The organism is Streptomyces sp. NPDC104226, from assembly GCF_055584085.1.
The window spans coordinates 181,682-208,298 of the sequence record NZ_JBVJMS010000014.1 but is presented as its reverse complement, the minus strand read 5'-3'; the positions used below and the strand labels follow the sequence as shown (position 1 = coordinate 208,298).

General features: G+C 73.6%; 24 protein-coding genes. 21 read left to right on the top strand and 3 right to left on the bottom strand.

Annotated elements, in window-relative coordinates; genetic code table 11:
* Positions 1–6 precede the first annotated feature (6 nt).
* The 20 genes from ACZ60J_RS35430 to ACZ60J_RS35335 all read left to right on the top strand — a co-directional run bounded on the left by ACZ60J_RS35430 (position 7) and on the right by ACZ60J_RS35335 (position 22,756).
* Positions 7–678 carry an RES family NAD+ phosphorylase gene (locus ACZ60J_RS35430; protein ID WP_469688286.1) on the top strand — a complete coding sequence of 224 codons (672 nt, stop codon included), beginning with the start codon at positions 7–9 and terminating at the stop codon, positions 676–678.
* Between the two features lie 74 nt (positions 679–752).
* Positions 753–1,937 (top strand): macro domain-containing protein, encoded by a 1,185-nt coding sequence (locus ACZ60J_RS35425; RefSeq protein ID WP_469688285.1) that lies wholly within the window; start codon positions 753–755, stop codon positions 1,935–1,937.
* 137 nt (positions 1,938–2,074) lie between these two features.
* On the top strand, positions 2,075–2,305 hold the full coding sequence (locus tag ACZ60J_RS35420) for a hypothetical protein (RefSeq protein ID WP_469688284.1): 231 nt from the start codon (positions 2,075–2,077) through the stop codon (positions 2,303–2,305).
* On the top strand, positions 2,298–3,068 hold the full coding sequence (locus tag ACZ60J_RS35415; protein ID WP_469688283.1) for a vWA domain-containing protein: 771 nt from the start codon (positions 2,298–2,300) through the stop codon (positions 3,066–3,068). The genes ACZ60J_RS35420 and ACZ60J_RS35415 overlap by 8 nt, the downstream gene beginning before the upstream one ends.
* Entirely contained in the window at positions 3,065–3,907 is an 843-nt protein-coding gene (locus tag ACZ60J_RS35410; RefSeq protein WP_469688282.1) for a protein phosphatase 2C domain-containing protein, read from the top strand. Before ACZ60J_RS35415 ends, ACZ60J_RS35410 begins: the two co-directional genes overlap by 4 nt.
* A gap of 2 nt (positions 3,908–3,909) precedes the next feature.
* Complete coding sequence (locus ACZ60J_RS35405; protein ID WP_469688325.1) at positions 3,910–5,052, top strand: protein kinase domain-containing protein; 1,143 nt, start codon at positions 3,910–3,912, stop codon at positions 5,050–5,052.
* Positions 5,040–5,690: a 4Fe-4S single cluster domain-containing protein gene (locus ACZ60J_RS35400; protein ID WP_469688281.1), complete on the top strand. Its 651-nt coding sequence runs from the start codon at positions 5,040–5,042 to the stop codon at positions 5,688–5,690. The genes ACZ60J_RS35405 and ACZ60J_RS35400 overlap by 13 nt, the downstream gene beginning before the upstream one ends.
* On the top strand, positions 5,687–7,144 hold the full coding sequence (locus ACZ60J_RS35395; RefSeq protein WP_469688280.1) for a hypothetical protein: 1,458 nt from the start codon (positions 5,687–5,689) through the stop codon (positions 7,142–7,144). The genes ACZ60J_RS35400 and ACZ60J_RS35395 overlap by 4 nt, the downstream gene beginning before the upstream one ends.
* Complete coding sequence (locus ACZ60J_RS35390) at positions 7,141–9,327, top strand: AAA family ATPase (protein WP_469688279.1); 2,187 nt, start codon at positions 7,141–7,143, stop codon at positions 9,325–9,327. Before ACZ60J_RS35395 ends, ACZ60J_RS35390 begins: the two co-directional genes overlap by 4 nt.
* Positions 9,324–11,402 (top strand): Hsp70 family protein, encoded by a 2,079-nt coding sequence (locus ACZ60J_RS35385; RefSeq protein ID WP_469688278.1) that lies wholly within the window; start codon positions 9,324–9,326, stop codon positions 11,400–11,402. Before ACZ60J_RS35390 ends, ACZ60J_RS35385 begins: the two co-directional genes overlap by 4 nt.
* The gene (locus tag ACZ60J_RS35380; RefSeq protein ID WP_469688277.1) at positions 11,402–12,592 is read left to right on the top strand and encodes a TRAFAC clade GTPase domain-containing protein; all 1,191 of its coding nucleotides are present in this window, start codon (positions 11,402–11,404) and stop codon (positions 12,590–12,592) included. Before ACZ60J_RS35385 ends, ACZ60J_RS35380 begins: the two co-directional genes overlap by 1 nt.
* Positions 12,589–15,120, top strand: coding sequence for a GTPase-associated protein 1-related protein (locus ACZ60J_RS35375; RefSeq protein ID WP_469688276.1), 2,532 nt, complete (start codon positions 12,589–12,591; stop codon positions 15,118–15,120). The genes ACZ60J_RS35380 and ACZ60J_RS35375 overlap by 4 nt, the downstream gene beginning before the upstream one ends.
* A gap of 6 nt (positions 15,121–15,126) precedes the next feature.
* Complete coding sequence (locus ACZ60J_RS35370; protein ID WP_469688275.1) at positions 15,127–16,674, top strand: TRAFAC clade GTPase domain-containing protein; 1,548 nt, start codon at positions 15,127–15,129, stop codon at positions 16,672–16,674.
* A gap of 58 nt (positions 16,675–16,732) precedes the next feature.
* Positions 16,733–17,572: a HipA family kinase gene (locus ACZ60J_RS35365; protein WP_469688274.1), complete on the top strand. Its 840-nt coding sequence runs from the start codon at positions 16,733–16,735 to the stop codon at positions 17,570–17,572.
* Positions 17,569–17,952 (top strand): DUF3037 domain-containing protein, encoded by a 384-nt coding sequence (locus tag ACZ60J_RS35360; protein WP_469688273.1) that lies wholly within the window; start codon positions 17,569–17,571, stop codon positions 17,950–17,952. Before ACZ60J_RS35365 ends, ACZ60J_RS35360 begins: the two co-directional genes overlap by 4 nt.
* A gap of 121 nt (positions 17,953–18,073) precedes the next feature.
* Complete coding sequence (gene fabG, locus ACZ60J_RS35355) at positions 18,074–18,835, top strand: 3-oxoacyl-ACP reductase FabG (RefSeq protein ID WP_469688272.1); 762 nt, start codon at positions 18,074–18,076, stop codon at positions 18,833–18,835.
* A gap of 19 nt (positions 18,836–18,854) precedes the next feature.
* Positions 18,855–19,616 carry an SDR family oxidoreductase gene (locus ACZ60J_RS35350; RefSeq protein ID WP_267815894.1) on the top strand — a complete coding sequence of 254 codons (762 nt, stop codon included), beginning with the start codon at positions 18,855–18,857 and terminating at the stop codon, positions 19,614–19,616.
* A 152-nt stretch (positions 19,617–19,768) separates the two neighbouring features.
* Entirely contained in the window at positions 19,769–21,352 is a 1,584-nt protein-coding gene (locus ACZ60J_RS35345; protein WP_469688271.1) for an ABC transporter substrate-binding protein, read from the top strand.
* A gap of 138 nt (positions 21,353–21,490) precedes the next feature.
* On the top strand, positions 21,491–22,162 hold the full coding sequence (locus ACZ60J_RS35340; protein WP_469688324.1) for a uracil-DNA glycosylase: 672 nt from the start codon (positions 21,491–21,493) through the stop codon (positions 22,160–22,162).
* Between the two features lie 93 nt (positions 22,163–22,255).
* Positions 22,256–22,756, top strand: a complete 501-nt coding sequence (locus tag ACZ60J_RS35335) for a hypothetical protein (protein ID WP_469688270.1) — start codon at positions 22,256–22,258, stop codon at positions 22,754–22,756.
* A 54-nt stretch (positions 22,757–22,810) separates the two neighbouring features.
* Here ACZ60J_RS35335 and ACZ60J_RS35330 read toward each other — a convergent pair whose 3' ends face one another.
* Together ACZ60J_RS35330 and ACZ60J_RS35325 are read right to left on the bottom strand one after the other, a co-directional pair.
* Positions 22,811–23,398 carry a hypothetical protein gene (locus ACZ60J_RS35330; RefSeq protein ID WP_469688269.1) on the bottom strand — a complete coding sequence of 196 codons (588 nt, stop codon included), beginning with the start codon at positions 23,396–23,398 and terminating at the stop codon, positions 22,811–22,813.
* Positions 23,399–23,470: 72 nt separating this feature from the next.
* Positions 23,471–23,995, bottom strand: a complete 525-nt coding sequence (locus tag ACZ60J_RS35325; protein WP_469688268.1) for a DinB family protein — start codon at positions 23,993–23,995, stop codon at positions 23,471–23,473.
* Positions 23,996–24,077: 82 nt separating this feature from the next.
* On the opposite strand from ACZ60J_RS35325, the gene ACZ60J_RS35320 reads away from it, so the two are divergent.
* On the top strand, positions 24,078–24,983 hold the full coding sequence (locus tag ACZ60J_RS35320; RefSeq protein ID WP_469688267.1) for a Gfo/Idh/MocA family protein: 906 nt from the start codon (positions 24,078–24,080) through the stop codon (positions 24,981–24,983).
* Here ACZ60J_RS35320 and lnt read toward each other — a convergent pair.
* Positions 24,907–26,580 (bottom strand): apolipoprotein N-acyltransferase, encoded by a 1,674-nt coding sequence (lnt, locus tag ACZ60J_RS35315; RefSeq protein ID WP_469688266.1) that lies wholly within the window; start codon positions 26,578–26,580, stop codon positions 24,907–24,909. The two genes, ACZ60J_RS35320 and lnt, sit on opposite strands and share 77 nt — an antisense overlap.
* Between the last annotated feature and the right edge of the window lie 37 nt (positions 26,581–26,617).

Genomic DNA, 26,617 nt, shown 5'->3' with positions numbered 1-26,617 from the left:
AACTCCATGCCGATGATCAGGCTGTTCCCCATGATCAAGGAGGAACTGCACCCCAACTTCAAGGTGATCCCGGCCGGCACGGAACTGTGGCGGGTGCACAAGGCCAAGTACCGGCCCACCCAGTTCAATCCCACCCTGGCGGACATCCACTTCGCGGGCGGCCGCTTCGAAGGCACCGTGCTGGACCCGTACCAGAGCCTGTACCTGGCCGACAGCGCGCTGACGGCCGTCGCGGAGAGCGTGCTGCGCTCCGTGCCCTGGACGGGCGAGAAGCGGGTGATCCCCTACGCCCTGGTCCAGGGCCGGTCGTTGAGCGTGCTGCGCACCACGTGCGCACTGACCGTGGTCTCCCTGATCGGGGAGGCCGACCTCGCGGCCGTACGCCGGAACGCCGAGCTCCTGGACGACGAACGGAGCTATGCGAAGGCGCGGCGCTGGGCGAGCGAGATCCGGGCCCAGGCTCCCGACGCCACGGGGCTCGTGTGGCAGTCCCGCCGCAACCGGCCCGAGAACGCCGTGGTGCTCTTCCACGACCGCTTCGACGACCGCCACGGCCGGGCCCTGGAAGTGCTGCCGGACCGGGGTGTGGAGGACCTCGGATCACCGGCGGGCCTCAAGGAAGTCAACCGGCTCCTCGACCCGTTGTGGGCGGAGGTGTCGGAGCCCCTGGGGTGGTGACTCCGCGTACGGAGGCCGGTCGGGCGTCCGCCCGCGGCTTGTCCGGCTGTGAAGGGTGATGTCATCGTGAGGCCATGGCCTTACCTCTTTCTGATTACGCGTCACTTCTCGCCGAACTGAAGGAGGTCAGGCGCGCGGGGCTGATCCGGCTGCGGGGGCGTGCGCTGCCCGGCCTGGAGGCGGCGGCGACGGCGGTCGCGTCCGGCGCTGCGGGTGCACGTCCGTCGGGGGCGCCGATCGAGGCGTTGTTGCGGAACGCGGTGGCCCGCCTGGACGCGGGGACGCTGCGCACCGCGGCCGAGTACACCCTGGGCCTGGCCCAGGGAACCCGGGACTGGCCGGCGTCCTCCCGCCGCGCCCGGGCGGCCTCGGTCTACGGGGTGAGCGTCGAGCGGTTCCGCAAGGACCAGGAGGTGATGGTCCTGGACCAGGTCGCCGAGCAGATCGTGCGGCTGGCGGCGGACGCGGAGGCGGCCGCGGCCGCGTACGGCGGACCGGGAGGACAGGGTCGACCGGGAGGGCAGGGAGAACCGGGAGGACAGGGCGTACCGGCGGGCCCGGTGGACGCGGGCGGGGCGGGCACCCACCGGTCCGTGCAGGTCCGGGCGGCCGGCCGGACCGTCGGGCTCACGGTGCACGTGCACCCCGTGGACCTGCTGCGCGACGTGGACGTGGTCGTCTCCCCGTCCAACGTCCACTTCGCGCTGCCCGAGGCCTACAAATCGTCCATCGCCGCATCGCTGCGGCGGGCGGCCGCGGTGCACGGGATGACCGGCGAGCTCCTGGACGACCCGCTGCCCACGGAGCTGCGCAGGTGGGCGGAGCGGCACGGCACCACGGGACGTGCGGTGCGGCCCGGCACGGTGGCGGCCACCGGAGCGGGCGCGCTGGCGGCGCAGGGCGTACGGCGCATCTACCACGCGGCGATCGCCGTGCCCCGGGCCGGCACCAACGACTACGACGTGCTGCCCGCCGACGTCACCCGGGCGGCGTCCCGGGTCCTGGCCCTGCTGGCCGAGGAGCGCGACCGGCACGTGCCGCCGCTGCGCTCGGTGTGCTTCCCGCTGATCGGCTCCGGCCGCGGCGGACTGTCCTACGAGGTCAGCCTGGGGGCCGTGTGGGCGGCGGTCGAGGCGGAGCTGGCGCGCGGGGCGCGCTGGGACGTGCACTTCGTGGTGCGCACCCCGCAGGCCGCCGCGGTGGTGGAGCGCATCGCCGCCGGAATCCGCCCGGCGCACGACCAGAGGCCGACCGGCTGACCCGGTGCAATGGAGGGGCGCCCCGGTGCGTACGAGGGGCGCACCGGGGCCGCACAAGGGGGGTGCGAGGGGATCATGGCCTGGGTAATCTTCTTTGTCACGACCATAGTTGACGATCTGTCACCTAGCGTGGGCGCATGAGCGGTGGGATGGAAGAGTGGGGGCACGGGGCAACCGGCCGGGTGATCACCTGGCCCGATCCCGACGCGTACGTCCTGGTCGAAGGAGTGCTGCTGCGCATGCTCCCGGAGCTCCCGGGAGCGGCGCCGGGCGCGGAGGTGGTCGTGACGTACGAGGCCTCGCGGCAGCTGCGCGTCGCCCGAGAGGCGGCCCGGACGGACCAGGGTGGGGTGTGGGGGGATGAGTGAGTACGGCTTCGGACTGGCGCAGGGCAACGACGAACGGCAGCCCGTCGTGCTGCTCCTCGACACCTCGGCCTCCATGGGGCGCCCGGCCGGGAGTCCCCGGATCGACGAGCTCAGCCGCGCCCTGACCAGCTGGTTCGACGGGGTGCGGGCGGAGCCGAGGCTGCGTGCGCGGGTCGAGGTATGCCTGATCACCTTCGACTCCCGGGTCCGCGTCTTCGACCCGGACCGGGAGCAGCTGGTTCCGGTCGGGGAAGCCGTGCCCGACCGGCTCTTCGTACCGGTGGACCGGATGCGTCCGCCGCGGCTGGAGGCGTCCGGACTCACCCGGATGACGGAGGCCGTCGAGATCGCGCTCGACCTGGGCCGGGCGCGCCACCGGACGCTGCAGCAGCAACGGGTCCAGGTGCGCAGGCCGTTCCTGTGGGTGCTGACGGACGGAGCCCCGAGCGACGCCGACGGGGAGCCGATGGACCCCGCGGCCCTGGCCGGTACGGCGGAGAAGGTGCGGCGCGGCGAGGAGCGGGGTGAATGCGTGCTCCAGGCGATCGGTGTGAGCGGCGCCGACCTGGAGCTGCTGCGGGTCCTCGCGCCCAAGGGGGCGCTGATGCTGGAGGGCCTGGACTTCGGGCAGATCCTCGATCTGCTGTTCCAGAGCTCGGACCGGATCGGGGCGGTCCAGGCCGCCGACGAGATCCACGGACAGGTGGCCGACCTGGTGGAGCGCCAACGGCGCCTGCGCCTGCTCGACGAGCGGTACCGGTGATCGTCGCGGGGGCCGCGGTCCAGGGCACCGCGCACCTGGCCCGCGGACAGGGCTGCCAGGACGCCTTCAAGGCGGTCCAGTGGGACGGGACGGCGGTGCTGGCCGTCGCGGACGGCGCCGGGGGCAGGGAGCGCAGCGCGCTCGGCGCGCACCTCGCCGTGGACGCCGCCTGCCGGATCCTGGCCGAGGACGTTCCCGGGGCGGTGGATGCTCCGGAGGCGTGGACCGGGTGGATCGCCGCGGCCGGCGCCAGGATTCTGGGGGACTACCGGCGTGCCGTGGAGGCCGTGCTGTCGGCCGTGGCCGCGCCCTCGGAGGCGGTGGCCGGGCCCTCGGAGCCGGTGGACGCCGGGGCGCTGGCCGCCACGCTGGCGGCGGCCGTCGTCCGGCCGCCCTGGGTGGCGTTCCTCTCCGTCGGCGACTGCTTCGGGACGGTACTGACCCGGGACCCCGACGGGCCCGGACCGGGCCGCGAGGAGCGCGAGCGGTGCCATCTGGTCCTGCCGCCGCCGGCCCCGGGCGCACCGGAGACGGTCTTCCTCTCGTCGCCCGGAGCCGCCCTGCGCTTACGGACCTTCGTGGTGTGGGAGCCGCGGCTGAGCGGGGTCGTGCTCGCCACCGACGGCTGTGCGGCCCTGACGCTCGACCACCCCTCCGTGCGGCAACTCCCGCCCGAAGCGGGACCGTTGCCCTCCGAGCGGTTCTTCTGCGGCCTCGCGGCCACGCTCCGCGCCAACGGCGGTGACGCCACCCCCCTGCGCGCCCTGCTCTCCGGGCCCGGGGCGGCACGGACCGGCGACGACCTGACGGTGCTCTGCGCCCTCACGGACGGCAGGTGACGATGGCCCTCACGGTGGTGTCCGACAGCGGACGCACATGGCACCTCACACAGCAGATCGGCAGCGGCTCGGAAGGGGTCGTCTTCGCCGTGGACGACGCACGCCCCCTGGTGGCCAAACTCGTCCTCGACCCGCCCGACCCCTCCGCCTACCGGCGTCGCATCGCCCGGCTGGTCCGGCAGCGCCGTCAGCCGCGTTCCGTCCGGCTGCTCTCGGGAACACCCGCGCGGGTCGCCTGGCCGATGGCCGGGGTCCGGGCCGGCGGGCCGGGCGGCGACGGCGTGGACGGGTACGTGATGACCGACATGCGCCACGCCCACCAGCCGTTCGCGCACCTGCTCACCCCGCAGGCCCGCCAGGTGCTGCTGCCCCGCGCGACGTGGGCCACCGCGCTGGCGGCGGCCCTCTCGCTCGCCCGCCTCCTCGCGGACCTGCACGCCGAGGACTACGTGGTGGGCGACCTGAAGCCGGACAACCTCTGGGTGGACCCGCAGGGCAGGGTCGGCATCGCGGACGTGGACTCCTGGCAGTTCACGGACGGGGGCGAGACGTTCCCCGGGCGGATGGGAAGCCCGGGCCACACCGCGCCCGAACGGATCGGCGCACCGGCCGGCACCGCACCGGACCGGGCCTCCGACGAGTTCGTCCTCGCCGTCCTCGTCCACCAGTTGCTGATGTGCGGACTCCACCCGTTCGCCGGCCATCCCTCGGGAGGCGGCGACTACCTCTCGTACGACGACAACGTCCTGCACGGCCGGTGCCGGCTGCTCGACCGGACCTCGGTGTACCTGCCCCGCTCCGCGCCGCCCCTCGACCTGCTCCCGCGCCGGCTCACCGCGCTCTTCCGGGCCGCGTTCGGCGGGATCCGGCCCTCCGCCGCGGTCTGGAGCGAGGCGTTGGCGGCGGAGTCGGACCCCGCGCGGCTCAGGACCTGCCGGAGGAACGCCCTGCACGTGCACACGGCCGAGCGGCCCTGGTGCCCCTGGTGCGACCTGGCCGAACGCGGGGCCGACGGCTATCCGGGGCCGGAGCCGGACCCGAAGCCGCGTACGGGCGGGGCGGCGCGGGCGGAGACGGAGGGCGGCAAGGGCGTGAACGACGGCAAGGGCGTGAAGAGGCCGGAGGGGGCGTTGTGGCAGAGGTGACCAGGCTCTCGGTGGCGCGGCGGCTCGACCGCTGCACCGTCCTCGGCCCGGGGGTCAGAGCCGTGATCTGGGTGCAGGGCTGCCCGCTGCGGTGCCGGGGCTGCGTGGCCGCGGAGACGCTGCCCTTCGAAGGGGGCACCGTCCACACCGTGGAGGAACTCGCCGACTGGCTCTGCGGGTTGCCCGACATCGAAGGCGTCACCCTCTCCGGCGGCGAACCCTTCAGCCAGGCGGCCGGGCTGGCCTCGCTGCTCGACGCCGTCCGCGCGCGGCGCCCCGAGCTCGGCGCGATGGCCTACTCCGGATTCCGCTACGAGGCCCTGCGCCGGGGCGGCCCCGACCGGCAGGCGCTGCTGCGCCGCCTGGACCTGCTCGTCGACGGCCCCTACGTGGAGTCCCGGCAGCACGGGCTGCGCTGGCGGGGCTCCGCCAACCAGCGCCTCATCGCGCTCACCGGCCGCTACGCGGACCTGGGGACCGAGCCCGACCACAGCGCGGGCGTCGAACTGTCCCTGGAAGCCGACGGATCACTGTCCTGGGCCGGGGTGCCGCCGACTCCCGGCTTCCGTGAAGGGCTCGAGGAACGACTCGCGGCACGGGGCTTCGTCCTGCGCGCCGAGGAACGGAGGGAAGCATGAGCGGATCACCGAAGTACAGCATCGTGTCGGTCGCGCCGGCCTACGCGCGGATCGAGGCGGAAAGGCGCCGTGCCCGGGAGGCCGCCCGTCGGCGGCTGGAGGCGCAGCGTGCCCGGGAACGGGCCGAGCGCGCCGCCCAGCGGGCCCGGGAACTCGCCGCCCGCCGGGAGCGGGCCAGGGCGGAGGCCGGGCGCCGGGAGGCGGAGCTCGCCCGGCGCCGGTCCGAGCAGCGGGAGGCCCACGCCGCCGGGGTGCGGCGCGAGCAGAGCGACGCCGACGCGCGCCGGCTGGCCGAGGTACGTCAACTGCTGGCCCGGGCCCGCGCCGAGGACTCCGGCGTACGCGTGCTGCGCGAGCGCCTGGACCAGCTCCGGAGCCGCGTGGAGCGGGGCGAGGACACCGGCCGGGACATCGAGGAACTGCGCGGCCGGGTCGTCCTGCTCGCCGAGGGGGCGGAGGCTTCGGGCCGGAGCGCCGACCACGGTGCCGTGCTGGCCGGGCTGGAGGAACGGCTCGCCGGGATCGGGCCGCAAGCCCGTGAGGGCGACCCCGAGGGACACCGGCGCTGCCTCGACCTGCTCGCCGAGTTGCGCGCGACGGCCGGTCCCGGGGCGCAGACGCGGTTCCAGGCGCTGCTCGGCACCGCGGAGCACGCACTCGCCCGGCATGCCGCGACCGTCGGGGAGCGGGCCGCCGGGGAGCGCCGTCGGGCGGAGCGGGCCCGCGAGGAGCAACTGCGGGCGCAGGAGCACGAGTACGAGCAGGAGGCGGCACGGCAGGCCGCGCTGGAGGCCGAGCAGGAGCGCGTGGCGGCGGTCCTCGCGGAGGCCACCGACCGGCTCGGCGTCGTACGGCAGTCCGTGGGAGAGGCGGCGGCCGAGGCCCGGGAGCTCGGCGCCCCCGAGCTCGCCGAGCGCATCGAGACGGCGCTGACCGCCGTCACCAGCCCGCTCGCGGCGGGGGCGCCGGCGGAGGCGCTGGCCGCGGTCGAGGCGCTGGAGGGCGCGCTCGTCGATGCCGAAGCCCGGCTGGACGAGCTGCAGTTGGCGTACGCGCGCCGGATGGACCTCGCCCAGGCGCTGCAGGACGCCATGATCGGCGAGGGCTTCGCCTTCACCGGGGGAGCGGAGCAGGCCGGAGAGCTGCTGCTCAGCTTCGAGCGCCCGACCGGGGCCACGTACCAGACCACGATCACCACGGACGGCGGCGGCGCCCCCGTCCTCGTCTACCAGGTCGACGGCGAGCCCGATGTCACCCTCCGCCCGGATCCGGAGGTCGCGGTGTGCGACCGCACCGAGGACCTCCTGCTGCGGGTGCACGAGGCCATCGTCGTAGGGGACGGCTTCCTTCCCGGGGAACTCACCTGGCAGGGCAAGCCGCCGGGCTCGCGGGGCAAGACGCTGCCGGACGCGGAGCCGGCGCCGCACGCGGAGGAGTGGAATTGGACCGGGTGAACTCCGTCGAGTGGGTGAAGCTGGACGATGCCGGCGGCGCGGGACGCCCCGCGGGTACGGAGCGGGCGGGCCGGCCGGCCGGGGACGGGCAACCGGTGGTCGCGGACGGCATGATGCCGCTGTGGGCGGTCTCCCTCGACTGGGAGCTGAGGCGTGGGCGCCAGGTGATCCTCAACGGTCAGATCAGGGACCGCTGGTGGTTCGCCGACCGGCCGGCCTCCTTCCGCGAGGTGGTCGCCGGTCTGCTCGAAGCGCGCGGCGCCGAGGTGGTCGGCTGGTGGGATCCGGTGGGCGGGCTCACCTTTCCGCTGGACGGCCACGCCGAGCGCTTCGACGAGCTGCGCGAGGGGCGGTCCTCCGAGCGCACGCGGACCCCGGTCGGACCTGGCACCGCGGGCGGGGCTGCCGACCCGGGCGGTTCCGGCACCCCGGGCGGTTCCGGCACCGCGGGCGGGGCTGCCACCGTCGGCGGGGCCGCCGCGGCCGGAACGCCCCAGGACCCGGCGGGAGCGCGGCCGTCACCGGGGCGCGGGCACGCGGAGGCACCGCTCGACGGCGCGCCGGACGCGACCGCCCGCGCCCGGCGCGGAGACGAGCGGGACCGGGGCCGCGAACGCCTGCTGGCGCCGCGGCAGTCGGGCCGGCCCCGCTCCTTCGAGGACGTCGTCGCCACCGTGCACCGCCTGGTGGCCCTGCCCGACGCGGCGGTCGCCTTCGTCTTCGAGGACGTCGATCACCACCTGCCGCCCGGCCGGCCCGAATCGCACCTGGGCTACCTGATGCTGCGCGCCGCGATGACGGACGCCGTGACCCCACGCTCCGCCGCGGGCCCGGCCCCGCACGCGCGCAACGCGGTGCTGTGCGCGGTGGGCGACGTCGGGCGGCTGCCCGGCTGGTTCCACCTGGAGGATCCGAGGGTCGCCGCACTCCACATCGGCCCGCCCGACCCCAGCGAGCGGCGGCTGTGGCTCACCTGGCTGCTCCGCACCTTCAACGGGGCGCACGAGGCCTCGCGCGCCGATCTCGAAGCCCTCGTGGGAGCCACCGACGGCATGCCGGGCTGGGAGATCGACTCCCTCGCCAGGACCTCGTGGATGCGCAACGCACCCTTGGGGAAACCGGACAAGCTGCTGGAACTGCACCGGCTGAACGTGAGCGTCGACCCGTGGACGCAGCTCGACCGGGAGACCGTCGCGGGCGCTGCCGGGGTCCTCGGCGCCCGGGTGGTCGGCCAGAGCGGCGCCGTGAACGCCGTGGCCTCGGCACTCCAATCCGCCTTCGTGGGAGTCGACTTCGGAAGTTCGGGGACCGCTCGCCCCCGGGGCGCCTTCTTCTTCGTCGGACCGACGGGCGTCGGCAAGACTGAACTGGCGAAGGCCGTGGCCGAGTTGATGTTCGGTGATCAGAGCGCCTACGCCCGCTTCGACATGAGCGAGTACCAGCAGGAGCACGCCGCCGAACGCCTGGCCGGCGCGCCGCCCGGCTACATCGGCCACGAGCAGGGGGGCGAGCTGACCCGGCGCGTGCAGGAACGGCCGTTCAGCGTGCTGCTCTTCGACGAGATCGAGAAGGCGCACCCCAAGGTGCTGGACAAGTTCCTGCAGATCCTGGAGGACGGCCGGCTCACCGACGGCCGCGGCCAGACCGCGTACTTCTCCCAGTGCCTGATCATCTTCACCTCCAACACGGGCGCGGACCGGATCCGGAGCCTGCTGGAGGAGCGCGACCCGCTCCCGTACGCCCTGCTGGAGGCGCACTTCACCCGCGCCGTGGAGGAGAAGTTCCGGCAGATCGGCAGGCCGGAGATCTACGGCCGGCTCAAGCCGGGCGTCGTCGTCTTCGACATGCTGCGCCCCGAGCACGTCGCCAGGATCGCCGACCGGCTGCTCGCGGAGCTCGCCGAGTCGGTCCGCGAACGCCACCGCGTGGAGCTCGTTCCCGACACGGACACCCTGCACCCGTGGATCACGGAGCGGATGTCGGACCCCGGGAACCAGGCGTACGGCGGGCGCCAGATCCGCAACGAACTGGAACGGGTGCGCTCGGCCGTCGTCGGCCATCTGCTGGTGAACCGTCCGGAGCCGGGCAGCCGGATCCGGGTCGGCCTCGGGGCCGACGGCCGGCCGTGGGTCACTGCCGACGGTGCGGGGCCGTTCGCGGGCGAAGGGAGCGTACGGTCATGATCGCCATCGACCTGGGACACCGCTTCGGGCGGGTCGCGCGGGTGGGCCCCGACGGCCTGCCCGAGGTGACCACGACCCGGCTCACCGGTGCGGACGGCGTCCTCGACCCGGTCGGGGCCCTGCCCCTGCTGATCGGATCCGCCCCGCCGGGAGAGGGGGCCCACGGGGCGGAAGGGGACCGTACGGCCGCTCTCGGACTCCCCGTGTCGGGCGGGCGGGAGGACGAGCTGCGGTACGCGGCGGAGCGCTGCGGGCTCGCGGTCGGACGCGTCGTACCGGAGCCCGTGGCCGTGGCCCTGCACTACGGGGCCGTCGCGCAGGGCGTGGACCACACGGTCCTGGTCTGCGACCAGGGGGCGACCACCCTGGACCTGAGCGTCCTGGCCGTCGCCCCCGACCTCACCGTGCACGTGGTCCGCTGCCTCAGCCTCCGGCTCGGCGGCGACGACTGGGACGCGGCGATCGCCGCCGAACTCGCCGGCGGGCTGCCGGACGGCGTGGACCCGCTCGGCGCGGCCGAGGTCCTGCGACGGGCGCTCGGCGCATCGGACGCCGTCACCGAGGCCGTGGAGGACGCCGCGGGCGGCCTGCACGCGGTGACCCTGGACCGGAGCCGGTTCGAGCGGGCGGTGGCGCCCCTGCGGCAGCGTCTGCTCGCCGCCGTCGCGGACCAGCTCGCCACGGCGGAACCGGCCGTGGACACGGTGCTGCTGGCCGGCGGGATGGGCGCCGAGCCCGGGCTGCCGGCCGGGATCGAGGCCCTCCCGGCCGCGCAGGGCCTGACGGTGCGCTGCGACCGTCCCGAACTCGCCGTCGTGCTCGGGCTGTCGGCGCTGCGGGACTTCGGAGTGCTGCGCGTGGTCACCGGATCCGCCGGGAGGCCGGGACGGGCGGAAGGCGCGTACACCGGCCGGGACTCTGGTTACCCGCGTACGGAGACCGGCCGCGCCGGCGGGAACACCTGGCACCCGGGCGGCCCCGACTCCGTGGACACCCTCCTGGACCCCGAACCCGCCGGCGCGGCGCAGGCGGACCCGGAGCCCCGCAGCGGGCGCCCCCCGGTGGAGGACCCCGAGCCCGCCCCGCGGCAGGGCGGCGGCGGCCCTGCCGGGTCGGAGGGCGGCTTCGCAGCCCCCGAGCCCGAAGCCGCCGGGCCGGCGCAGGCCGATGCCGCGCAGGCCCCGTACGCGCAGGCCGAGTCCGCACCCGCCGAGTCCGCACCCGCCGAGTCCGCGCAGGCCCCGTACGCCGAGCCCCCGACGGCCGGACCCGGCCCCACCGACGCCCCCGGCCCTCCGGAGCCACCGCCCCCGCCGAGCGCTCACCAACCCGAGCCCGAGCCTGCGCCCGAGCCCTCGTACGGCTCCCCGCCCCCACCACCCGGCGACCCGTACGACAGCGTGGCTGAGGACCCGCCGTGGTCTCCCGCCGATCCGCGGCCCCGGTACGCGGTCCCGGTGGGCCAGCTCCAGTACGTCCGGCGCGGGGACCACCTCCTCGTGCTGTGGGCGTGGCCGGAGGGGGCCCTGAGCGCTCGGGTGCGCTGGCGCCGGGAGGGGAACACCTCCGGGACCGCCGCGGCCGCGGGGGACACCGTGTGCCGTCGCCGGGTGTACGAGCACGACGGCGGCTTCGACCTGGCCGTCGGCAACGGGGCCGTCACGCTCACCGTGGAGGCCCTGGTCGCGGATCTGGGCCAGGACTGCGAGGGAGCCTCCTCGTTGCTGGTCCCGGCCGCCCCGACGGTCGTCTCGTACGAGCCGAGCGTGCGCCGCCGCCTCACGGGCCGGGTGGCCTCGGTGACCTTCACCACCGAGGACGGCTGCGACCTGCCGGGTCTGCGCATCGTCCACAGCCTCGGCCGCTTCCGCCCCACCAGCACCGCCGAGGGCACCGTCCTGCACGAGGTGCCCGCCCAGCGGCTGTCCGCAGCCACCCCCCTGACCGTGGAGTTCCCGCTGCCCGCCACGCGCGGCCCGTCCTGGCTGGTCTGTTTCCCGGCGCACGCGGACGCGGGCACCGACTTCGGTATCGACATCCGCCCGACGGCGCTGCACAGACTGCGAGTCACCTGATGGCCAAACGCCTCATCTGCCCCTACTGCTACGAGAACTTCGCCCCGCGCGAGATCCGGTTCCGCTGCCACAGCCGGCTGACCCGGACGGGAAAGCAGTGCGAGCGGCGCCGCGACCAGGTGCTCGACCAGCGGAAGGGGCCGCGCCGCAGCCACGACCTCGGACCGGACTTCGCCGCGGACGGTCGCAAGCCCACGGCCGTCTGCCCGGACTGCGACGGAGAGACCACCTACCGGATCTGCCCGGTCTGCCACTCCGAACTGCCCGTCCAGTTCGGCATGATGGACAACCGCCTGATCGCCATGGTCGGTCCGAAGGCGTCCGGCAAGACCGTCTACATGACGGTGCTGCTCCACGAGATGCGCAACCGGGTCGGAGAGGCCTTCGGCGCGGCCCTGATGGGCTCGGACGACGAGACGATGCGGCGCTTCAGCTCCGACTACGAGGACCGCCTCTACCGCGACAACCAGATGTTCCCCGGCACCCAGACGGCCTCCACCAACCTCAACCGGGTGGACCCGCTGGTCTTCCGCTTCGGCCTGCGCCGGCGCACGCTGCTCGGCGAACGTCCGCAGCACACCGTCCTGTCCTTCTTCGACACGGCCGGCGAGGACTTCAACTCGCGGGAGAACGTGGAACTCAACACCCGCTATCTGGCCGGAGCCGACGGCATCGTGCTGCTGCTCGACCCGCTGCAGATGCCGGGCGCCCGCGACAACGCCCTGCCCGGCACCCCGCTGCCGGGCAGCGAGGGGCTCGACCCACCCATCAGCGTCCTCTCCCGGGTGACGAACCTGCTGCTGTCCCGCCACTCCGGCCGCGCCGCCCAGAAGATAGACATCCCGATCGCCGTCGTCTTCTCGAAGATGGACGCCTTCTGGCACCTGCTCGATGCCGGCAGTCCGCTGCGCGACCACGCGCCCGCCCGTGACCGCTTCGACGTCGGCGACAGCCTCAACGTCCACGAGGAGGTGCGCCGGCTCCTCAAGGACTGGGACGGCGTGCCGATCGACCACCTGCTGGACAACCACTACTCCCGCTATCGGTACTTCGGAGTCTCCGCGCTCGGCCGCCACCCCACCACCGATGCCCGGGTCGCCCCCACCGGCATCCAGCCGTACCGGGTGGCCGACCCCCTGCTGTGGCTCCTGAGCGAGTTCGGCTCGGTGCCGAAGGCGGGCCGGGGATGAAGCACTTCCAGCAGCTCTACTACACCTCCTGCGAGCACGGGCTCAGCGGGTTCTCCGGCTTCCAGTTCAACGCCGTCAGCCCGGGCGTCACCGCCGGCACCCGGCAGGCCGTGGAAGCCCTGGCCGGGTACGAGCCGCCCCGCTCCCTGGTGGAGTCGGACACGCCGGAGCTGCTGGAGCGCTGCCCGGTCAACCTCTGCTACCGGCCCTACGACCGGGACGGGCGCCGCGCCACCGCGCTGTGCGTGCGGTACGTGGGCCGCGACTCGGCCCGCCGCTTCGGCAACTACTTCGCCCACGCCCTGCACAGCGAGGACTTCCGGGAGGCCTCGGGCGGGATGCTCGGGATCGAGCTGTGGAACTCGCCCGTGTGGACCCGTACGGTGGCCCCTGCCACGGAGATTCCGGCGCTCGCGGCGCCCGAGCCCGGACCGCTCGGTGTCCGGGCCGTGGCCGAGTTCCTGCGCGGGCATCCCCACGCGGCCCGGCTGCCCCAGCTGCTGGCCGCCGTGTTCGCCGCGCTCACCGAACACGGCTCGGTGGTGGTGGTCGACCGCGACACCGAACGGATCGCGCGCTGGTTCGCCGCCGTCTCCTACCTGCTGCCGCCCCCGCTCGCCCGCGGGCTCTCCTTCGCCACCTACGTCTTCCGCCCGGCCCGGAGCCGGCTGCACCTGATCGGCACCGTGCCGGAGGCGCAGCTCGCCTTCGGCACGGACGACGAAGCGGCCTACACGGTCTTCGACTTCTCGCGGGGCGTGTTCCCGGAGGTGCCGGTCGGCGACCTGGTCCGCCTCCTCACCCGGATCGGGGTCGAATCCGTCCGGCTCGTCTGGTCCTGGACGGCCGACTACGCGCGGGGCGGGGAGGAGACGCCGGACGACTGGCACGCCCCCGTCGCCGCGGCGGCGTGCGCGGGCGGCATCGCGCTCACCGAGGCCGACGCCCACGCGGTGGTCGACTGGCTGGCCGGGGCCGACCACCTGGGCGCACTCGGGGCGACCGTCGCGGACGACATCCACCGCAAGCACCGCAACCTCGACGACGGCCGGCTGGCCAAGCTGAGCGCGGCCGCGAAGGCCGGAGGCGACATCGGTGTCCACCGGGAGATCGAGGGGAAGCTGCACGCGTCGCGGATGCGGGCCTACCTCCGCTCCGCCCGGAACGCCGCCCCGCCGGTGCCGATCGAGGACCCGGCGACGCGCGAGCGGGCCACCGCCCTGTGGGAGCGGTTCGCGGCGGAGGCGCGGACCCCCCGCGAGCGGACCCGCCTGCTGCTCTGGGCCGTCGGCGCCCGGCTCTCCCTGACACGGGAGGCCGAGGAGCGGGAGACCCTGGGCCTGGCCCACGCGCTGCTCGCTTCGAGTGCCGACGACCTGCTCGACGAGGTGTCCGAACTGCTGCGCGTCCTGCCGGTGATGCGCGAGTCCCTGGCCTCGGCGGTGCAGGAGGTGTTGGAGGGACGCTCCGGCCAGGAGCAGTTGATGTCGCTGTTCCCCGCCAACCTCCTGCGTGAAGCCGACCTGGCGGAGCGCCCCCTGGTCCTGGAGCACTACCTGCGGGCCAGGGCCGAGCGGATGCCCTCGGACACGGTTCCGATCATGTTCAAGATCCTGAAGATCCGGGGGCGCACGTCGCCCGACGAGGAGCTGGTGAGCGCCCTCTGGCGCCCTTCGCGGACCTGGTCCCACGAGGAAGCGGCCTGGATCGCCAGGCTGCTGCCCGCAGGGGAACCGGTGGACGAGGCGGTCGGCGCATGGTTCCGCCGCGCGCTGGGCCAGGACATCCAGGAAGTGGAGTCGCTGACGGCCTGTCTGCGCCTGTGCGGGCTGCTCGCCGAGCCGGGACGCTTCGCCTGGCTGCCCGCGGACGTGGGGGAGCGCGTACGCAGCGCCCTCGATCTGAACAGGGCGCTCAGTGAGGCCGTCGAGGCCACGGAACTCCTCGCGGCCTTCGACGTCCCACCGAAGCTCCGGTGGTCCGCGACGCTCGCGCTCACGAACCTGTGCCTGGTGCCCGCCATGCTGTGGCTGCCCGCCGACACCGCGCGGCTGCACGGCCGGCTGAAGGAGCTGAGCGACCGCGACCTGGACCGCTACCTGTCGGACGTGCACCGCAGGGTCACGGGCGGCGGCGAAGGGATCGGCGACGCCCTGCTCAGCCACGTGGCCACCGCCGCCACCCTGACGCGGCGGAACCTGCGCACCCAGGCCCAGCTGGAGCTCGTGACGGCGATCCGCGCCCGTCCCGCCACCCACTGGCGGCTGGCCGACCTGGCACGGCTGGAGGCCGCGGTACGGCCCCACCAGCCCGGACTCGCCGACCAGTACGCCGAGTACGCCGAGGCCCGGCGCAGCAGCCCGCAGCGCCGGCCGCGCAGGGTCTGGCCCTTCGGCCGCCACACCGAGCCCGAAGCCGCGGATCCTCCCGGCCCGAGGGCGTCCGCGCCTTCGGCGCCCGACGCGGGGAAAGCCGACGCGTCCCGGAAGAAGAGTTCCGAGGAGCCCCGGAAGAAGAAGGGACAGTGATGCGCCATGGATGAGATCATCACCTTCGTCCTCGTCCCGGTCTTCTACCTCGTCGGGCTCGGGCTGTTCCTGCCCTTCGTCCCGGTCATCGCCGCCCTGCGGGGCCTCGCCCTGGTGATGCAGGTGCTCGCCGGGTACGGACGCACGGTGGTCGGCGTCGTGCACCGGCGCACCCCCGAGTTCCGGACGATCGCCCCGTACCGTCCGCAGGACGAGCAGGTGAAGGCGTACCGCAACTACTTCTTCGGACCGGCCTCCCGCGACCTGCGCCAGATCCTCGTGCTGGAGCGCCGGTCGTACGCCACCACGGTCCGCGACTCCTTCAGGGCCGTGACCACGCGGCAGTTCACCGCTCCGGCGCGCAACCGGGCCTTCACCGTCCCGTACGGGCTGGCGCTCTACCTCGGACTCTGCACGGGCCTGGTGGCCGCCCTGCCGCCGGTCGCCCTGCTGATGGCCCTGCACGCGTCCGTGCTGGCCCTGCTGGCGGGCGGGGCCAGACTCCTCGCCGGCGCGCTGCGGGCCGTCGACCGGGCGGTGCTGTGGGTGAAGCACCTCCGCACGGGCATGCTGTGCCCGCACTGCTTCGAACGCGTCCCCTATCCCGCGTACGAATGCCCGCGCCCCACCTGCCGGCGCCGGCACGCGGACATCCGCCCCGGCACGTACGGCATCTTCCGGCGGCGCTGCCAGTGCGGACAGCGCATGCCGACCCTGCTGATGCTGATGAGCCGGGACGCGCGGCTCCGGGCGTACTGCGTCCACCCCTCCTGCGGAAAGCCGATGAACACGGACGCCGGCCACATGCCCGAGGTGGTGATACCGCTGATCGGCGGACGGGCGGCGGGCAAGACGCAGCTGATGGCGGCCATGCTGCTGTCCCTGGAGCGCGCGGCTGCGAACGGCGGGGCGGCGCTCACCCTCGCCGACGAGGAGTCGGAGGCCAACTACCAGGTGCTGCGCGAGGTGCTGCGGATGCGCGGAAACACGCGCGCCACCCAGAAGGCCCTGCCCCGGGCGCACTCGTTCGTCCTCGGCGGCGGCCGCTCCCAGCGGCTGGTGCACCTCTTCGACACGGCCGGCGAGCGGTTCGTCGACCGCGAGGAGACGGACGCCCTGCGCTACGCGCGGGCCGCGCGCACCTTCGTCTTCGTCCTCGACCCGATGGCGGTGAAGGAGTTCTGGGCCGCGGCGGACCCGGCGGCGGGAACCCGGCTGGACCGCACCCTCGGCTCCACGGTCGATCCCGAGGAGGTCTTCGCCCGGTCGGTCCAGGCGGTGGCCGCGATGGGCGCCCCGCTGAAGCGCGCCCGCCTGGCGGTCGCGATCAGCAAGACGGACCTGCTCGCCGAGCACGGCCTGGTACCGGCCGGCCTCGACGGCAGCGAGGCGCGGACCTGGCTCTGCGAGGTGCTGCGTCTGCGGAGCCTCGTCAGCGCCATGGAGCTGCACTTCCAGGAGGTCCGGTTCTTCCGCACGGCCGCCGTGGCGGACGAGGACGCGCGCGTGGACGACAGCATCGAGGGGTTCACCGAATGGTGCCTGCAGGGGTGAGCGGGGGTGAGCGGATATGCCTTGGATGCATGGCCGGGCGGCCGGTTAGCCTGGGGAAATGCTCACAGAAGTGATCGCGACCCGTTACGTCACGCCTCTGCGGGAGGGCGGCTCGCTCCCCGGAATCGTGGAAGCCGACGATCTCGGCACGTACGTCATGAAGTTCACCGGCGCCGGCCAGGGGCGCAAGACCCTGGTCGCCGAGGTCATCTGCGGCCGCCTGGCCCAGCGGCTGGGGCTGCGCGTGCCCAGGCTGGTGCAGATGCAGCTCGACCCGGTCATCGGGCTCGGCGAGCCCGACCAGGAGGTCCAGGAACTGCTCAAGGCCAGCGGCGGGCTGAACCTCGGGATGGACTACCTCCCGGGCTCCATCGGCTTCGACCCGCTCGCCTACCAGGTGGACCCGGTCGAGGCGGGGCGCGTGGTCTGGTTCGACGCGCTGATCAACAACGTCGACCGGTCCTGGCGCAATCCGAACATGCTGGTCTGGCACGGGGACCTCTGGCTCATCGACCACGGCGCCACCATGATCTGGCACCACAACTGGCCCACCGCCGAGAGCGCCGCCGCCAAGCCGTACAACGCCTCCGACCACGTACTGGCCCCGGTCGGCCCGGACATCGCCGCGGCGGCGGCCGCGCTCGCCCCGCTGGTCACCGAGGAGCTGCTCACCGAGGTCGCGGCGGACGTGCCCGACGAGTGGCTGGTCGACGAGCCGGGCTTCGACTCCACCGACGCGCTGCGCCGCGCCTACGTGGAGGCCCTGCTGCCGCGCGCGGCCACGATCCACGAGAGGATCACGATGGAGGCCGAGGTGAAGGTCCGGTCGGGTCCGCCCGGCTGGCTCGCCGACCGCCTCGACCCCCGTCCCCGGAAGATGAAGAGCGACAGCGAGTGATCAAGCGGGACGTGTTCGAGTACGCGGTGGTGCGTGTGGTGCCCCGCATGGAGCGCGGCGAGTGCTTCAACGCCGGCGTGATCGTCTACTGCCGGGCGCACGGGTACGTGGCCGCGCGCACCCACCTCGACGAGGCCAAGCTCCTCGCCCTGGACCCGAAGGCCGACGTGGCCGGGGTGCGGGCCGCCCTGCGCGGGGTCGAGGGAGTGTGCACGGGCGGCGATTCCGCCGGGCAGGCGGCGGGCGACGACGCCGGGCGCCGGTTCCGGTGGCTGATCGCCCCGCGGAGCACCGTCGTGCAGCCGGGCCCGGTGCACACCGGCCTGACGGCCGACCCCGCCGCCGAGGTGGAGCGGCTGCTGGACCTGCTGGTCCGGTAGTCGGCTGGATCTGCTCCCCGTTGACACGGAGTGCCAGGGCTCCTAGCGTCTCCTCAGCTGAAGCTACTAAGCGGTTGCTCACCCCTGAGGGGCCGCTTTTCCGAGGGCGAGGAGATCCAGCATGTCCACCACCGAGCAGCGCGTCGCGATCGTGACCGGGGCGGCCCGGGGCATCGGCGCCGCCACTGCCGTACGCCTGGCCGCCGAAGGCCGGGCGGTCGCCGTCCTCGACCTGGACGAGGCGGCCTGCAAGGACACCGTCGAGACGATCACGGCGGCCGGCGGCACGGCCGTGGCGATCGGCTGCGACGTCTCCGACAGCGCGCAGGTGGAGGCGGCTGTCGAGCGCGTGGTGACCCTGCTCGGCGCCCCGACCGTCCTCGTCAACAACGCGGGCGTGCTGCGCGACAACCTGCTCTTCAAGATGAGCGACACCGACTGGGACACCGTCATGAACGTGCACCTGCGCGGTGCGTTCCTGATGTCGAAGGCCTGTCAGAAGCACATGGTGGCGGCCAAGTTCGGCCGCATCGTGAGCCTGTCCAGCAGCTCGGCGCTCGGCAACCGCGGCCAGGCCAACTACTCGGCGGCCAAGGCCGGCCTGCAGGGCTTCACCAAGACCCTGGCCATCGAGCTCGGCAAGTTCGGCATCACCGCGAACGCCGTCGCCCCCGGTTTCATCGTCACCGAGATGACCGCCCACACGGCCGCCCGGGTCGGCATGGACTTCGAGGACTTCCAGGCCGCGGCCGCCACCCAGATCCCGGTGCAGCGCGTCGGGCGCCCGGACGACGTGGCGAACGCCATCGCCTTCTTCACCGGCGAGGACGCCGGCTTCGTTTCCGGCCAGGTCATGTACGTGGCCGGCGGCCCGCTCAGCTGACGAGAGGCAGGCGCACGCTATGACGTACGACGGAACGGACAGCGGCAAGGTAGCGCTGATCACCGGTGCGAGCCGGGGCATCGGCTACGGCATCGCCGAGGCCCTGGTGGCGCGCGGTGACCGGCTCTGCATCACCGGCCGGAACGAGGAGGCCCTCAAGGAGGCCGTCGAGCGGCTCGGCGCGGACCGCGTGATCGCGGTCGCGGGCAAGGCGCACGACGAGGCCCACCAGGCCGTTGCCGTGGAACGCACGATGGAGGCCTTCGGCCGCGTCGACTTCCTGATCAACAACGCGGGGACCAACCCGGTCTTCGGACCGATCGCCGACCTGGACCTCGGGGTCGCCCGCAAGGTCTTCGAGACCAACGTGATCTCGGCGCTCGGCTTCGCCCAGCGGACCTGGCACGCCTGGCAGAAGGAGAACGGCGGGGCGATCGTCAACATCGCCTCGATCGCCGGAGTCTCCGCCTCGCCCTTCATCGGGGCGTACGGGATGAGCAAGGCGGCCATGGTCAACCTGACGCTGCAGCTCGCCCACGAGATGGCGCCGGGGGTCCGGGTCAACGCGATCGCGCCCGCGGTGGTCAAGACCAAGTTCGCGCAGGCGCTCTACGAGGGCCGCGAGCAGGAGGCCGCGGCGGCCTATCCGCTGGGCCGGCTGGGGGTCCCGGAGGACATCGGAGGGGCCGCGGCCTTTCTTACATCTGCACAAGCGGAATGGATCACGGGACAAACTCTCGTCGTCGACGGGGGAATGTTCCTCAATGCCGGAGTGCATTGACCGATAATCGGACGCATTTGCCTCCTAAGGGGAGGCAAATGCGTACCGAATAGGCACGTAATCGGTCAAGTGCCGCACGAAACCTATCCATTGGATTCGTGATGCTCTGCGGTAGGGTCTGCCGCACCCCTGGCTGATCGAGGAGCGTGCACGTGTTCAACCGGACCAGATGCCTGCAGATCACTGCGGCCCTTGCGTCCATATCCCTGCTCTCAGGATGCGGCCTGTTCTCGGACGACGGCGGCAATGGAGAACAGCGGATTGTCGTCGGAACGACGAGCGCACCCACGACCCTCGATCCCGCCGCGGCCTGGGACGGCTCCTGGGAGCTCTACCGGAACGTCTACCAGACCCTGCTGGCCTTCCCCACGGGTGCCACCAAGCCCCAGCCGGACGCGGCCTCGAACTGCGAGTTCACCGACTCCGGGAACGAGTCGTACCGCTGCACCGTGCGCAAGGGCCTGAAGTTCTCCGACGGCGAGCCGCTCGACGCCAAGGCCGTCAAGCACTCCCTGGACCGGATCAGGACCATCAACGCCCCGTCCGGCCCCAAGGCCCTCTTCGGCAGCCTGGACAAGATCGAGACCCCGGACGCGCAGACGGTGGTCTTCCACCTGAACACCCCGGACGCCACCTTCCCCTTCGTGCTCGGCTCCCCGGCCGCCTCGCTCGTCTCGCCGAAGCAGTACCCGGCCGACAAGCTGCGCCAGGGCGACAAGGTGACCGGCTCCGGCCCGTACACCCTGGAGTCGTACAAGGAGGCCGGCGAGGCGGTCCTGAACCGCAACGGGAGCTACAACGGCTTCGCGAACCGCCGCAACGGCGGGGTCACCATCCGTTACTTCGCGGACTCCAAGAAGATGATCGCGGCCCTCAAGGGCAAGGAGATCGACGCGACCTACCGCGGCCTCTCCGCCGACGAGGTCAAGGACCTCCAGTCCCCCGCCTCGCACGACGCGGGCGTCCAGGTCGTCGAGAACGTCGGCTCGGAGATCCGCTACCTGATCTTCAACCCCACGGACCCGCAGGTCGCGAAGGTCGAGGTGCGGCAGGCGATCGCGCAGATCGTCGACCGCGGGGCGCTCGTCTCGAAGGTCTACCAGGGCACCGCCGAGCCGCTCTACTCGATGGTCCCCAAGGGGGTCGTCGGCCACAAGACGCCGTTCTACGACTCCTACGGCCAGCCGGACGTGGCCAAGGCCAAGAAGGCCCTGAAGGACGCCGGGATCCCCACGCCGGTGAACCTGACCTTCTGGTACACCACCGACCGCTACGGCGCCTCCACCGCGGACGAGTTCACCGAGCTCAAGCGCCAGCTCGACGAGAGCGGGCTCTTCAAGATCACCCTGCGCGGTCAGCCCTGGAAGACCTTCCAGGAGGGCTACAAGAAGGGCGAGTACCCGGTCTTCGGCCGCGGCTGGTTCCCCGACTTCCCGGACCCGGACAACTTCATCGCGCCGTTCGTCGGCAAGGAGAACGCGGTCGGCACCCCGTACGAGTCCGACGAGATCCTGAAGGTGATCCTGCCCAAGTCCCGCCGCGAGAGCGACCGGTCGGCCGGCATCCACGAGTTCGAGAAGGCCCAGCAGATCTTCGCCGACGACGTCCGGCTGCTGCCCCTGTGGCAGGGCAAGCTGTACGTCGCCGCCCGCGACGACATCGCCGGCGCCGAGCGGGCGCTCGACCCGCAGACCGTCATGCAGGTGTGGGAGCTGTACCGCAAGACCAGCTGGTAGCAGGCCCGTACGCCGCCGCGCCCGCCCGCGCCGCCCACCCGGGCGGGGCGGGCGGGCGCCCGGTTGTCAGTGGCCCCCGGTAAGTTCTGGACCAGTCGTCTCGAACAACGTGTACCGGAGGTTTTCGCCGTGACCCAGATGCTGCCCGAGTCCTGGCTCCCCGTCCTCGGCGGGGAGCTGGACCAGCCCTACTTCAAAGAACTCACCGAGTTCGTCGAGAAGGAGCGGGCGAACGGGCCGGTCTACCCGCCCCGCGAGCAGGTCTTCGCGGCCCTGGAGGCCACTGCGTTCGACGAGGTGAAGGTGCTGGTCCTCGGTCAGGACCCGTACCACGGCGCGGGCCAGGGCCACGGCCTGTGCTTCTCCGTGCAGCCCGGCGTGAAGACCCCGCCCTCGCTGCGCAACATCTACAAGGAGATGCAGGCCGAGCTGGGCACGCCCGTTCCGGACAACGGCTACCTGATGCCGTGGGCCGAGCAGGGCGTCCTGCTGCTCAACGCGGTCCTCACCGTCCGCGAGGCCGAGCCCAACTCGCACAAGGGCAAGGGCTGGGAGAAGTTCACCGACGCGGTGATCCGCGCGGTGGCCGCACGCCCCGACCCGGCCGTCTTCGTCCTCTGGGGGGCGTACGCGCAGAAGAAGCTCCCGCTGATCGACGAGGAGCGGCACGCGGTCGTCAAGGGCGCCCACCCCTCGCCGCTGTCGGCCAAGAAGTTCTTCGGCTCCCGGCCCTTCACCCAGATCAACGAGGCCGTCGCCGCCCAGGGCCATGCGCCGATCGACTGGCGGATCCCGGACCTGGGCCGCTGACCGACCGCGCCTCGGCGGCATTGCAGGTGCCTCCGGCTAGCGTCTTGATGATCGGACCGGAGCAGGTCTGACGGGAACGAGCCGGAGGCCGCGTTGACGGAGCAGCAGGAGGCGTCGGAGGACGCCGTCATGACCAGGATCGGCCAGGCGGCCATCCTGCTGCACGTCGGCGACCGCGAGGAGGCCCGCAACCGGCTCGGCGAGATCTGGGCCGAGATCGGCGCGGAGGGCGACTCCCTGCACCGCTGCACGCTCGCCCACTACCTCGCCGACGCGCAGGACGACCCCGCCGAGGAGCTGGCCTGGGACCTGCGGGCCCTGGCCGCCGCGCACACCGACTCCGACGGCCCCGGCCCGCCCTCGGCCGTACGGGTCTTCTACCCGTCGCTGCACCTGAGCCTGGCCGCCGACTACGTGAAGCTACGACGCCCCGAGGCGGCCAGGATCCACCTGGCGCGGGCCCGCGCCGCGACCGGGGCCCTGGCCGACGACGGGTACGGGAACGGCGTACGGGCCGCCATCGCCCGGCTGGAGCGCCGGCTCGCGGAGGAGCCGGGGGAGCAGCCCCGGCCGTTCCCGGAGCAGAACCAGTAGCGGAGCCGGGGGAGCGGACCCGGGGAAGTCGGGCCGCGAACCGGAGCCGGGCCGTCAGCCGCCCTGGACGCCCGCGCAGATACGGGCCTCCGGGCTGTCCGGATGCCAGCGCCCGTGCCGTCGGCCCAGTGCGCACACATCGGCCGGCCGCACCGGCAGCTCCTGCACCAGCTCCCGCGGCACCTCGGCGCCCTCGGACCCGGGCCGCCCGGGGTGCTGCCCGCCGGGACCCCCGTCGGCGCGGTCCCGCTGCCCGCCGTGCTGCCGGGGCTCCGGGATGTCCGGGACCGGCGCAGCGGCCGCCGGGGCTCCGCGGCCTGCGGACCGCCCGTTCCCGGCCGCCTCCGCGGCGGGCTCCCCGGCCCGCGGGACGGCGGCCCGGCCGGACGTGGAGGGCGCCGGCCCGGCAGGCCGGCCCGGCAGCGCCTCCACGGCCTCCAGCGCCTCCAGGGCGGGTGCCCGGACGACCACCGGCGCGGCCCCCGGCCCGCCGCGCGGCTCGTGCCGGGGCGGCGCGCCCGGGGTGCCGGGGGCGGGCGCCGGCTGGACGGGGGGCGGGGTCACGTTCACGCAGCCAGAAACGGCCGAGACCGCACAGGCGACGCCGAGCAGCAGTTTTGTCGTGGTTCGGGTTGGATGCACTCACACAACTCTGCTGTGCGAAGACCCCGTTGCGAAAACCCGGAGCCGATATTCACCCCGCACGGGTGACGGCTACTCGCCCGTGGCGCCGTCGAGGTGCTCCCGCAGCAGGTCGGCGTGGCCGTTGTGGCGCGCGTACTCCTCGATCATGTGGTTGTAGACCCAGCGCAGGCTGAACACCTCGCCCCGGTGGTGGCTCTCGGCCTTGGAGGCCAGGTCCAGGGACCGGCCGGCCGCGGCCTTCCGGGCCTGCTCGATCTCGTTGCGCCACGTCTGCTCGGCCTCGGCCCAGGTGTCCTCCTCGGTGAAGTGGAAGTCCCCGTCCCGGTCCTCGCTGGTGCAGTACAGCTCGGGCAGGTCCGCGGCCAGCATGATCTCCCGGAACCAGTACCGCTCCACCTCCGCCATGTGGCGCACCAGCCCCAGCAGGCTCAGCTCCGACGGAAGCAGCGGGGTGGAGCGCAGCTGCGCCTCGGAGAGTCCCTCGCACTTCCAGGCCAGGGTGGAGCGGTGGTAGTCGAGCCAGCCGTCGAGCATCTCGCGCTCGCCGGCCGTGGTGGAGGGTTCGGAACGGTGGGATCCGTCGCTGATCGTCATGCGTGCCATCCTGGTCGAACACGTCCTTGGTCACCACCGATTAGGCTGCGTACTCCCACAAGGAACGAACCTGGAGGTCCCGGTGAAGGTCGGCTGTATCGGACTCGGCGACATCGCGCAGAAGGCGTACCTGCCCGTCCTGACCACTCGCCCGGGGCTCGAACTGCACCTGCAGACCCGGACCCCGGCCACCCTCGAACGGGTCGGAGCCCAGCACCGCGTCCCCGCCGAACGCCTGCACACCGACCTCGACTCGCTCCTCGCGCAGAAGCTCGACGCGGCCTTCGTGCACGCCCCGACCGCCGTCCACCCCGAGATCGTGGAACGGCTGCTGGAAGCGGGCGTCCCGACCTACGTGGACAAGCCGATCGCCTACGAGCTCGCGGAATCGCGCCGCCTGGTCGAACTGGCCGAGGAGCGCGGGGTCTCCCTCGCCGTCGGCTTCAACCGCCGCCACGCGCCCGGCTACGCGCAGTGCGCCGACCACGCGCGCGAGCTGATCGTCATGCAGAAGAACCGGGTCGGCCTGCCCGAGGACGTGCGGACCTTCGTCCTGGACGATTTCATCCACGTCGTCGACACGCTGCGCTTCCTGCTGCCCGGAGAGGCCGACCAGGTCGACGTACGGGCCGTGGTGCGGGAGGGCCTGATGAGCCAGGTGGTGCTCCAGCTGTCGGGTACGGGCTTCACCGCGCTCGGCATCATGAACCGGCTCTCCGGTTCCACGGAGGAGGTGCTGGAGGTCTCCGGGCAGGACACCAAGCGCCAGGTCGTCAACCTCGCGGAGGTCATCGACCACAAGGGCCAGCCCACCGTGCGGCGGCGCGGCGACTGGGTGTCGGTGGCCCGCCAGCGCGGCATCGAGCAGGTCGTCGACTCCTTCCTGGAAGCCGTCGCCGCCGGTACGACCCTCAGCGCGCGCGACGCGCTGCTGACCCACGAACTGTGCGAGCGGGTCGTGCGCTCGGCCCTGGAGCAGGCGTCCTGAGCGACTCCCCCGGGGGCGCCCCGGCCGGATCCCCGGCCGGCGCCCCGAGGGGCTGCCCCAGGGGCCGCCGGAGCCGTACGGAGCGGGCGCCCGCGACCGTGCAGTACGCGGCCAGGGCGGCCAGCGCCGCGCCCACCGCCCAGTCCCCGAAGCGGACGTAGAGGGTCGTGCCCCGGGCGAGCGGGACCTCGTACACCCGCGCCGTCCGCGCCGAGGTGGACAGCTCGGAACCGATCCGCTCGCCGGACGGCCCGTGCACCGCACTGACCCCGGTCAGGGCGGCATGCACCTCGGGCCGCCCGGTCTCCGCAGCCCGCAGCGCGGACAGCGAGGCGTGCTGGGCCGGGGCCCAGCCGTCCTGGAAGGTGGACGTGGCCGACTGGTCGATCAGCACGGCGGCCCCGTCGCGGACCAGGCGCCGGCTCATGTCGGGGAACGCCGACTCGAAGCAGACCAGCGGCCCGAGCCGGACGCCCGGCCGCCCGGGCAGGTCCATCAGGACCGGTGCGTCGCCCGGAACCCGGTTCTCGTCCGCCGCCTTGCCGACCGAGGTGGCCCAGCCCAGCAGCTCGCGGGCCGGCACGTACTCCCCGAAGGGGACCAGGCGCATCTTGTCGTACCGGTCACCGGTCGGGCCCGCGGGACCGACGAGCACCGCCGATTTGCGGATCCCCGGCCGGTCCGCGGCCCGCGCGTCCACGTTGACCAGCAGCGGAGCCCCCACCCGCGCCGACAGGGCGGCGAGCCGCCGGGACAGGTCCGGGCGGGCCGTCAGGTCCTCGCCGACACTGCTCTCGCCCCACACCACGAGGTCGGGGCGCGGCCCGGCCGAGGGCCCGGCCAGGGCTGCGGTCAGCTGCTCCCCGACGGCGAACCGCCGCTCCGCGCTGTCCGGACCGTCCTCGACCGGACCCGGCTGTACGAGGGCCACGCGCAGCACCCCGGAGACCTCCGGGCGGGGCGCCCACAGCCACACCACCCCGGTCAGTACCGCGCAGCCCGTCACCCCGGCCAGCGCCGGAACCCGCGCCCCCGGCGCCGTGAGCAGCAGTGCCACCGCACAGTTCACCGCCACGACCAGCAGGCCGACCAGCCAGACCCCGCCCACCGAAGCCAGCCGCAGCGCGGGCGCCACCTGCCACTGACTGGCGCCGAGCAGCCCCCACGGCCCGCCCAGCCCCTGCCAGGACCGGGCCAGCTCCGACAGCAGCCAGCCCGCGGGCACGAGGAGCAGCGCGGCGCCCGCCCGGGCCCCGCCGGGCCGTCCGCCCAGCAACTCCCGTACCAGCAGGGCCCAGGGGATCCAGAGCAGGCCCAGCAGCGCCGCCAGCACGAACAGGAACACGTGCAGGCTGGGCAACAGCCAGTGGTGGACGGCGAAGACGAAGCCGGCGCCGCCGAGCCAGCCCTCCAGGGCGGCGCGCCGGCCGGTGGGAGCCGACCTCAGCAGCAGGATCCAGGGCACCAGGGCCACGTAGGCGAACCACCACAGCGCGGGGGCGGGGAAGGCGAGGCAGGGCAGGGCCCCCGAGGTGACCGCCGCCGCCGCGCGCCACCCCGGAACCCGCTTCGGGAACGCCGGGACCACGAGCGTCATGAAGGGCCTCCGCTTCCAGTGTGGAACTGCGCTGGCC

Bases quoted from the DNA above. Each gene is read 5' to 3' on its own strand.
- ACZ60J_RS35430 (WP_469688286.1), top strand. From the start codon at position 7: ATGCCGATGATCAGGCTGTTCCCCATGATCAAGGAGGAACTGCACCCC.
- ACZ60J_RS35425 (WP_469688285.1), top strand. From the start codon at position 753: ATGGCCTTACCTCTTTCTGATTACGCGTCACTTCTCGCCGAACTGAAG.
- ACZ60J_RS35420 (WP_469688284.1), top strand. From the start codon at position 2,075: ATGAGCGGTGGGATGGAAGAGTGGGGGCACGGGGCAACCGGCCGGGTG.
- ACZ60J_RS35415 (WP_469688283.1), top strand. From the start codon at position 2,298: ATGAGTGAGTACGGCTTCGGACTGGCGCAGGGCAACGACGAACGGCAG.
- ACZ60J_RS35405 (WP_469688325.1), top strand. From the start codon at position 3,910: ATGGCCCTCACGGTGGTGTCCGACAGCGGACGCACATGGCACCTCACA.
- ACZ60J_RS35395 (WP_469688280.1), top strand. From the start codon at position 5,687: ATGAGCGGATCACCGAAGTACAGCATCGTGTCGGTCGCGCCGGCCTAC.
- ACZ60J_RS35385 (WP_469688278.1), top strand. From the start codon at position 9,324: ATGATCGCCATCGACCTGGGACACCGCTTCGGGCGGGTCGCGCGGGTG.
- ACZ60J_RS35380 (WP_469688277.1), top strand. From the start codon at position 11,402: ATGGCCAAACGCCTCATCTGCCCCTACTGCTACGAGAACTTCGCCCCG.
- ACZ60J_RS35375 (WP_469688276.1), top strand. From the start codon at position 12,589: ATGAAGCACTTCCAGCAGCTCTACTACACCTCCTGCGAGCACGGGCTC.
- ACZ60J_RS35370 (WP_469688275.1), top strand. From the start codon at position 15,127: ATGGATGAGATCATCACCTTCGTCCTCGTCCCGGTCTTCTACCTCGTC.
- ACZ60J_RS35365 (WP_469688274.1), top strand. From the start codon at position 16,733: ATGCTCACAGAAGTGATCGCGACCCGTTACGTCACGCCTCTGCGGGAG.
- fabG (WP_469688272.1), top strand. From the start codon at position 18,074: ATGTCCACCACCGAGCAGCGCGTCGCGATCGTGACCGGGGCGGCCCGG.
- ACZ60J_RS35350 (WP_267815894.1), top strand. From the start codon at position 18,855: ATGACGTACGACGGAACGGACAGCGGCAAGGTAGCGCTGATCACCGGT.
- ACZ60J_RS35340 (WP_469688324.1), top strand. From the start codon at position 21,491: ATGCTGCCCGAGTCCTGGCTCCCCGTCCTCGGCGGGGAGCTGGACCAG.
- ACZ60J_RS35325 (WP_469688268.1), bottom strand. From the start codon at position 23,995: ATGACGATCAGCGACGGATCCCACCGTTCCGAACCCTCCACCACGGCC.
- lnt (WP_469688266.1), bottom strand. From the start codon at position 26,580: ATGACGCTCGTGGTCCCGGCGTTCCCGAAGCGGGTTCCGGGGTGGCGC.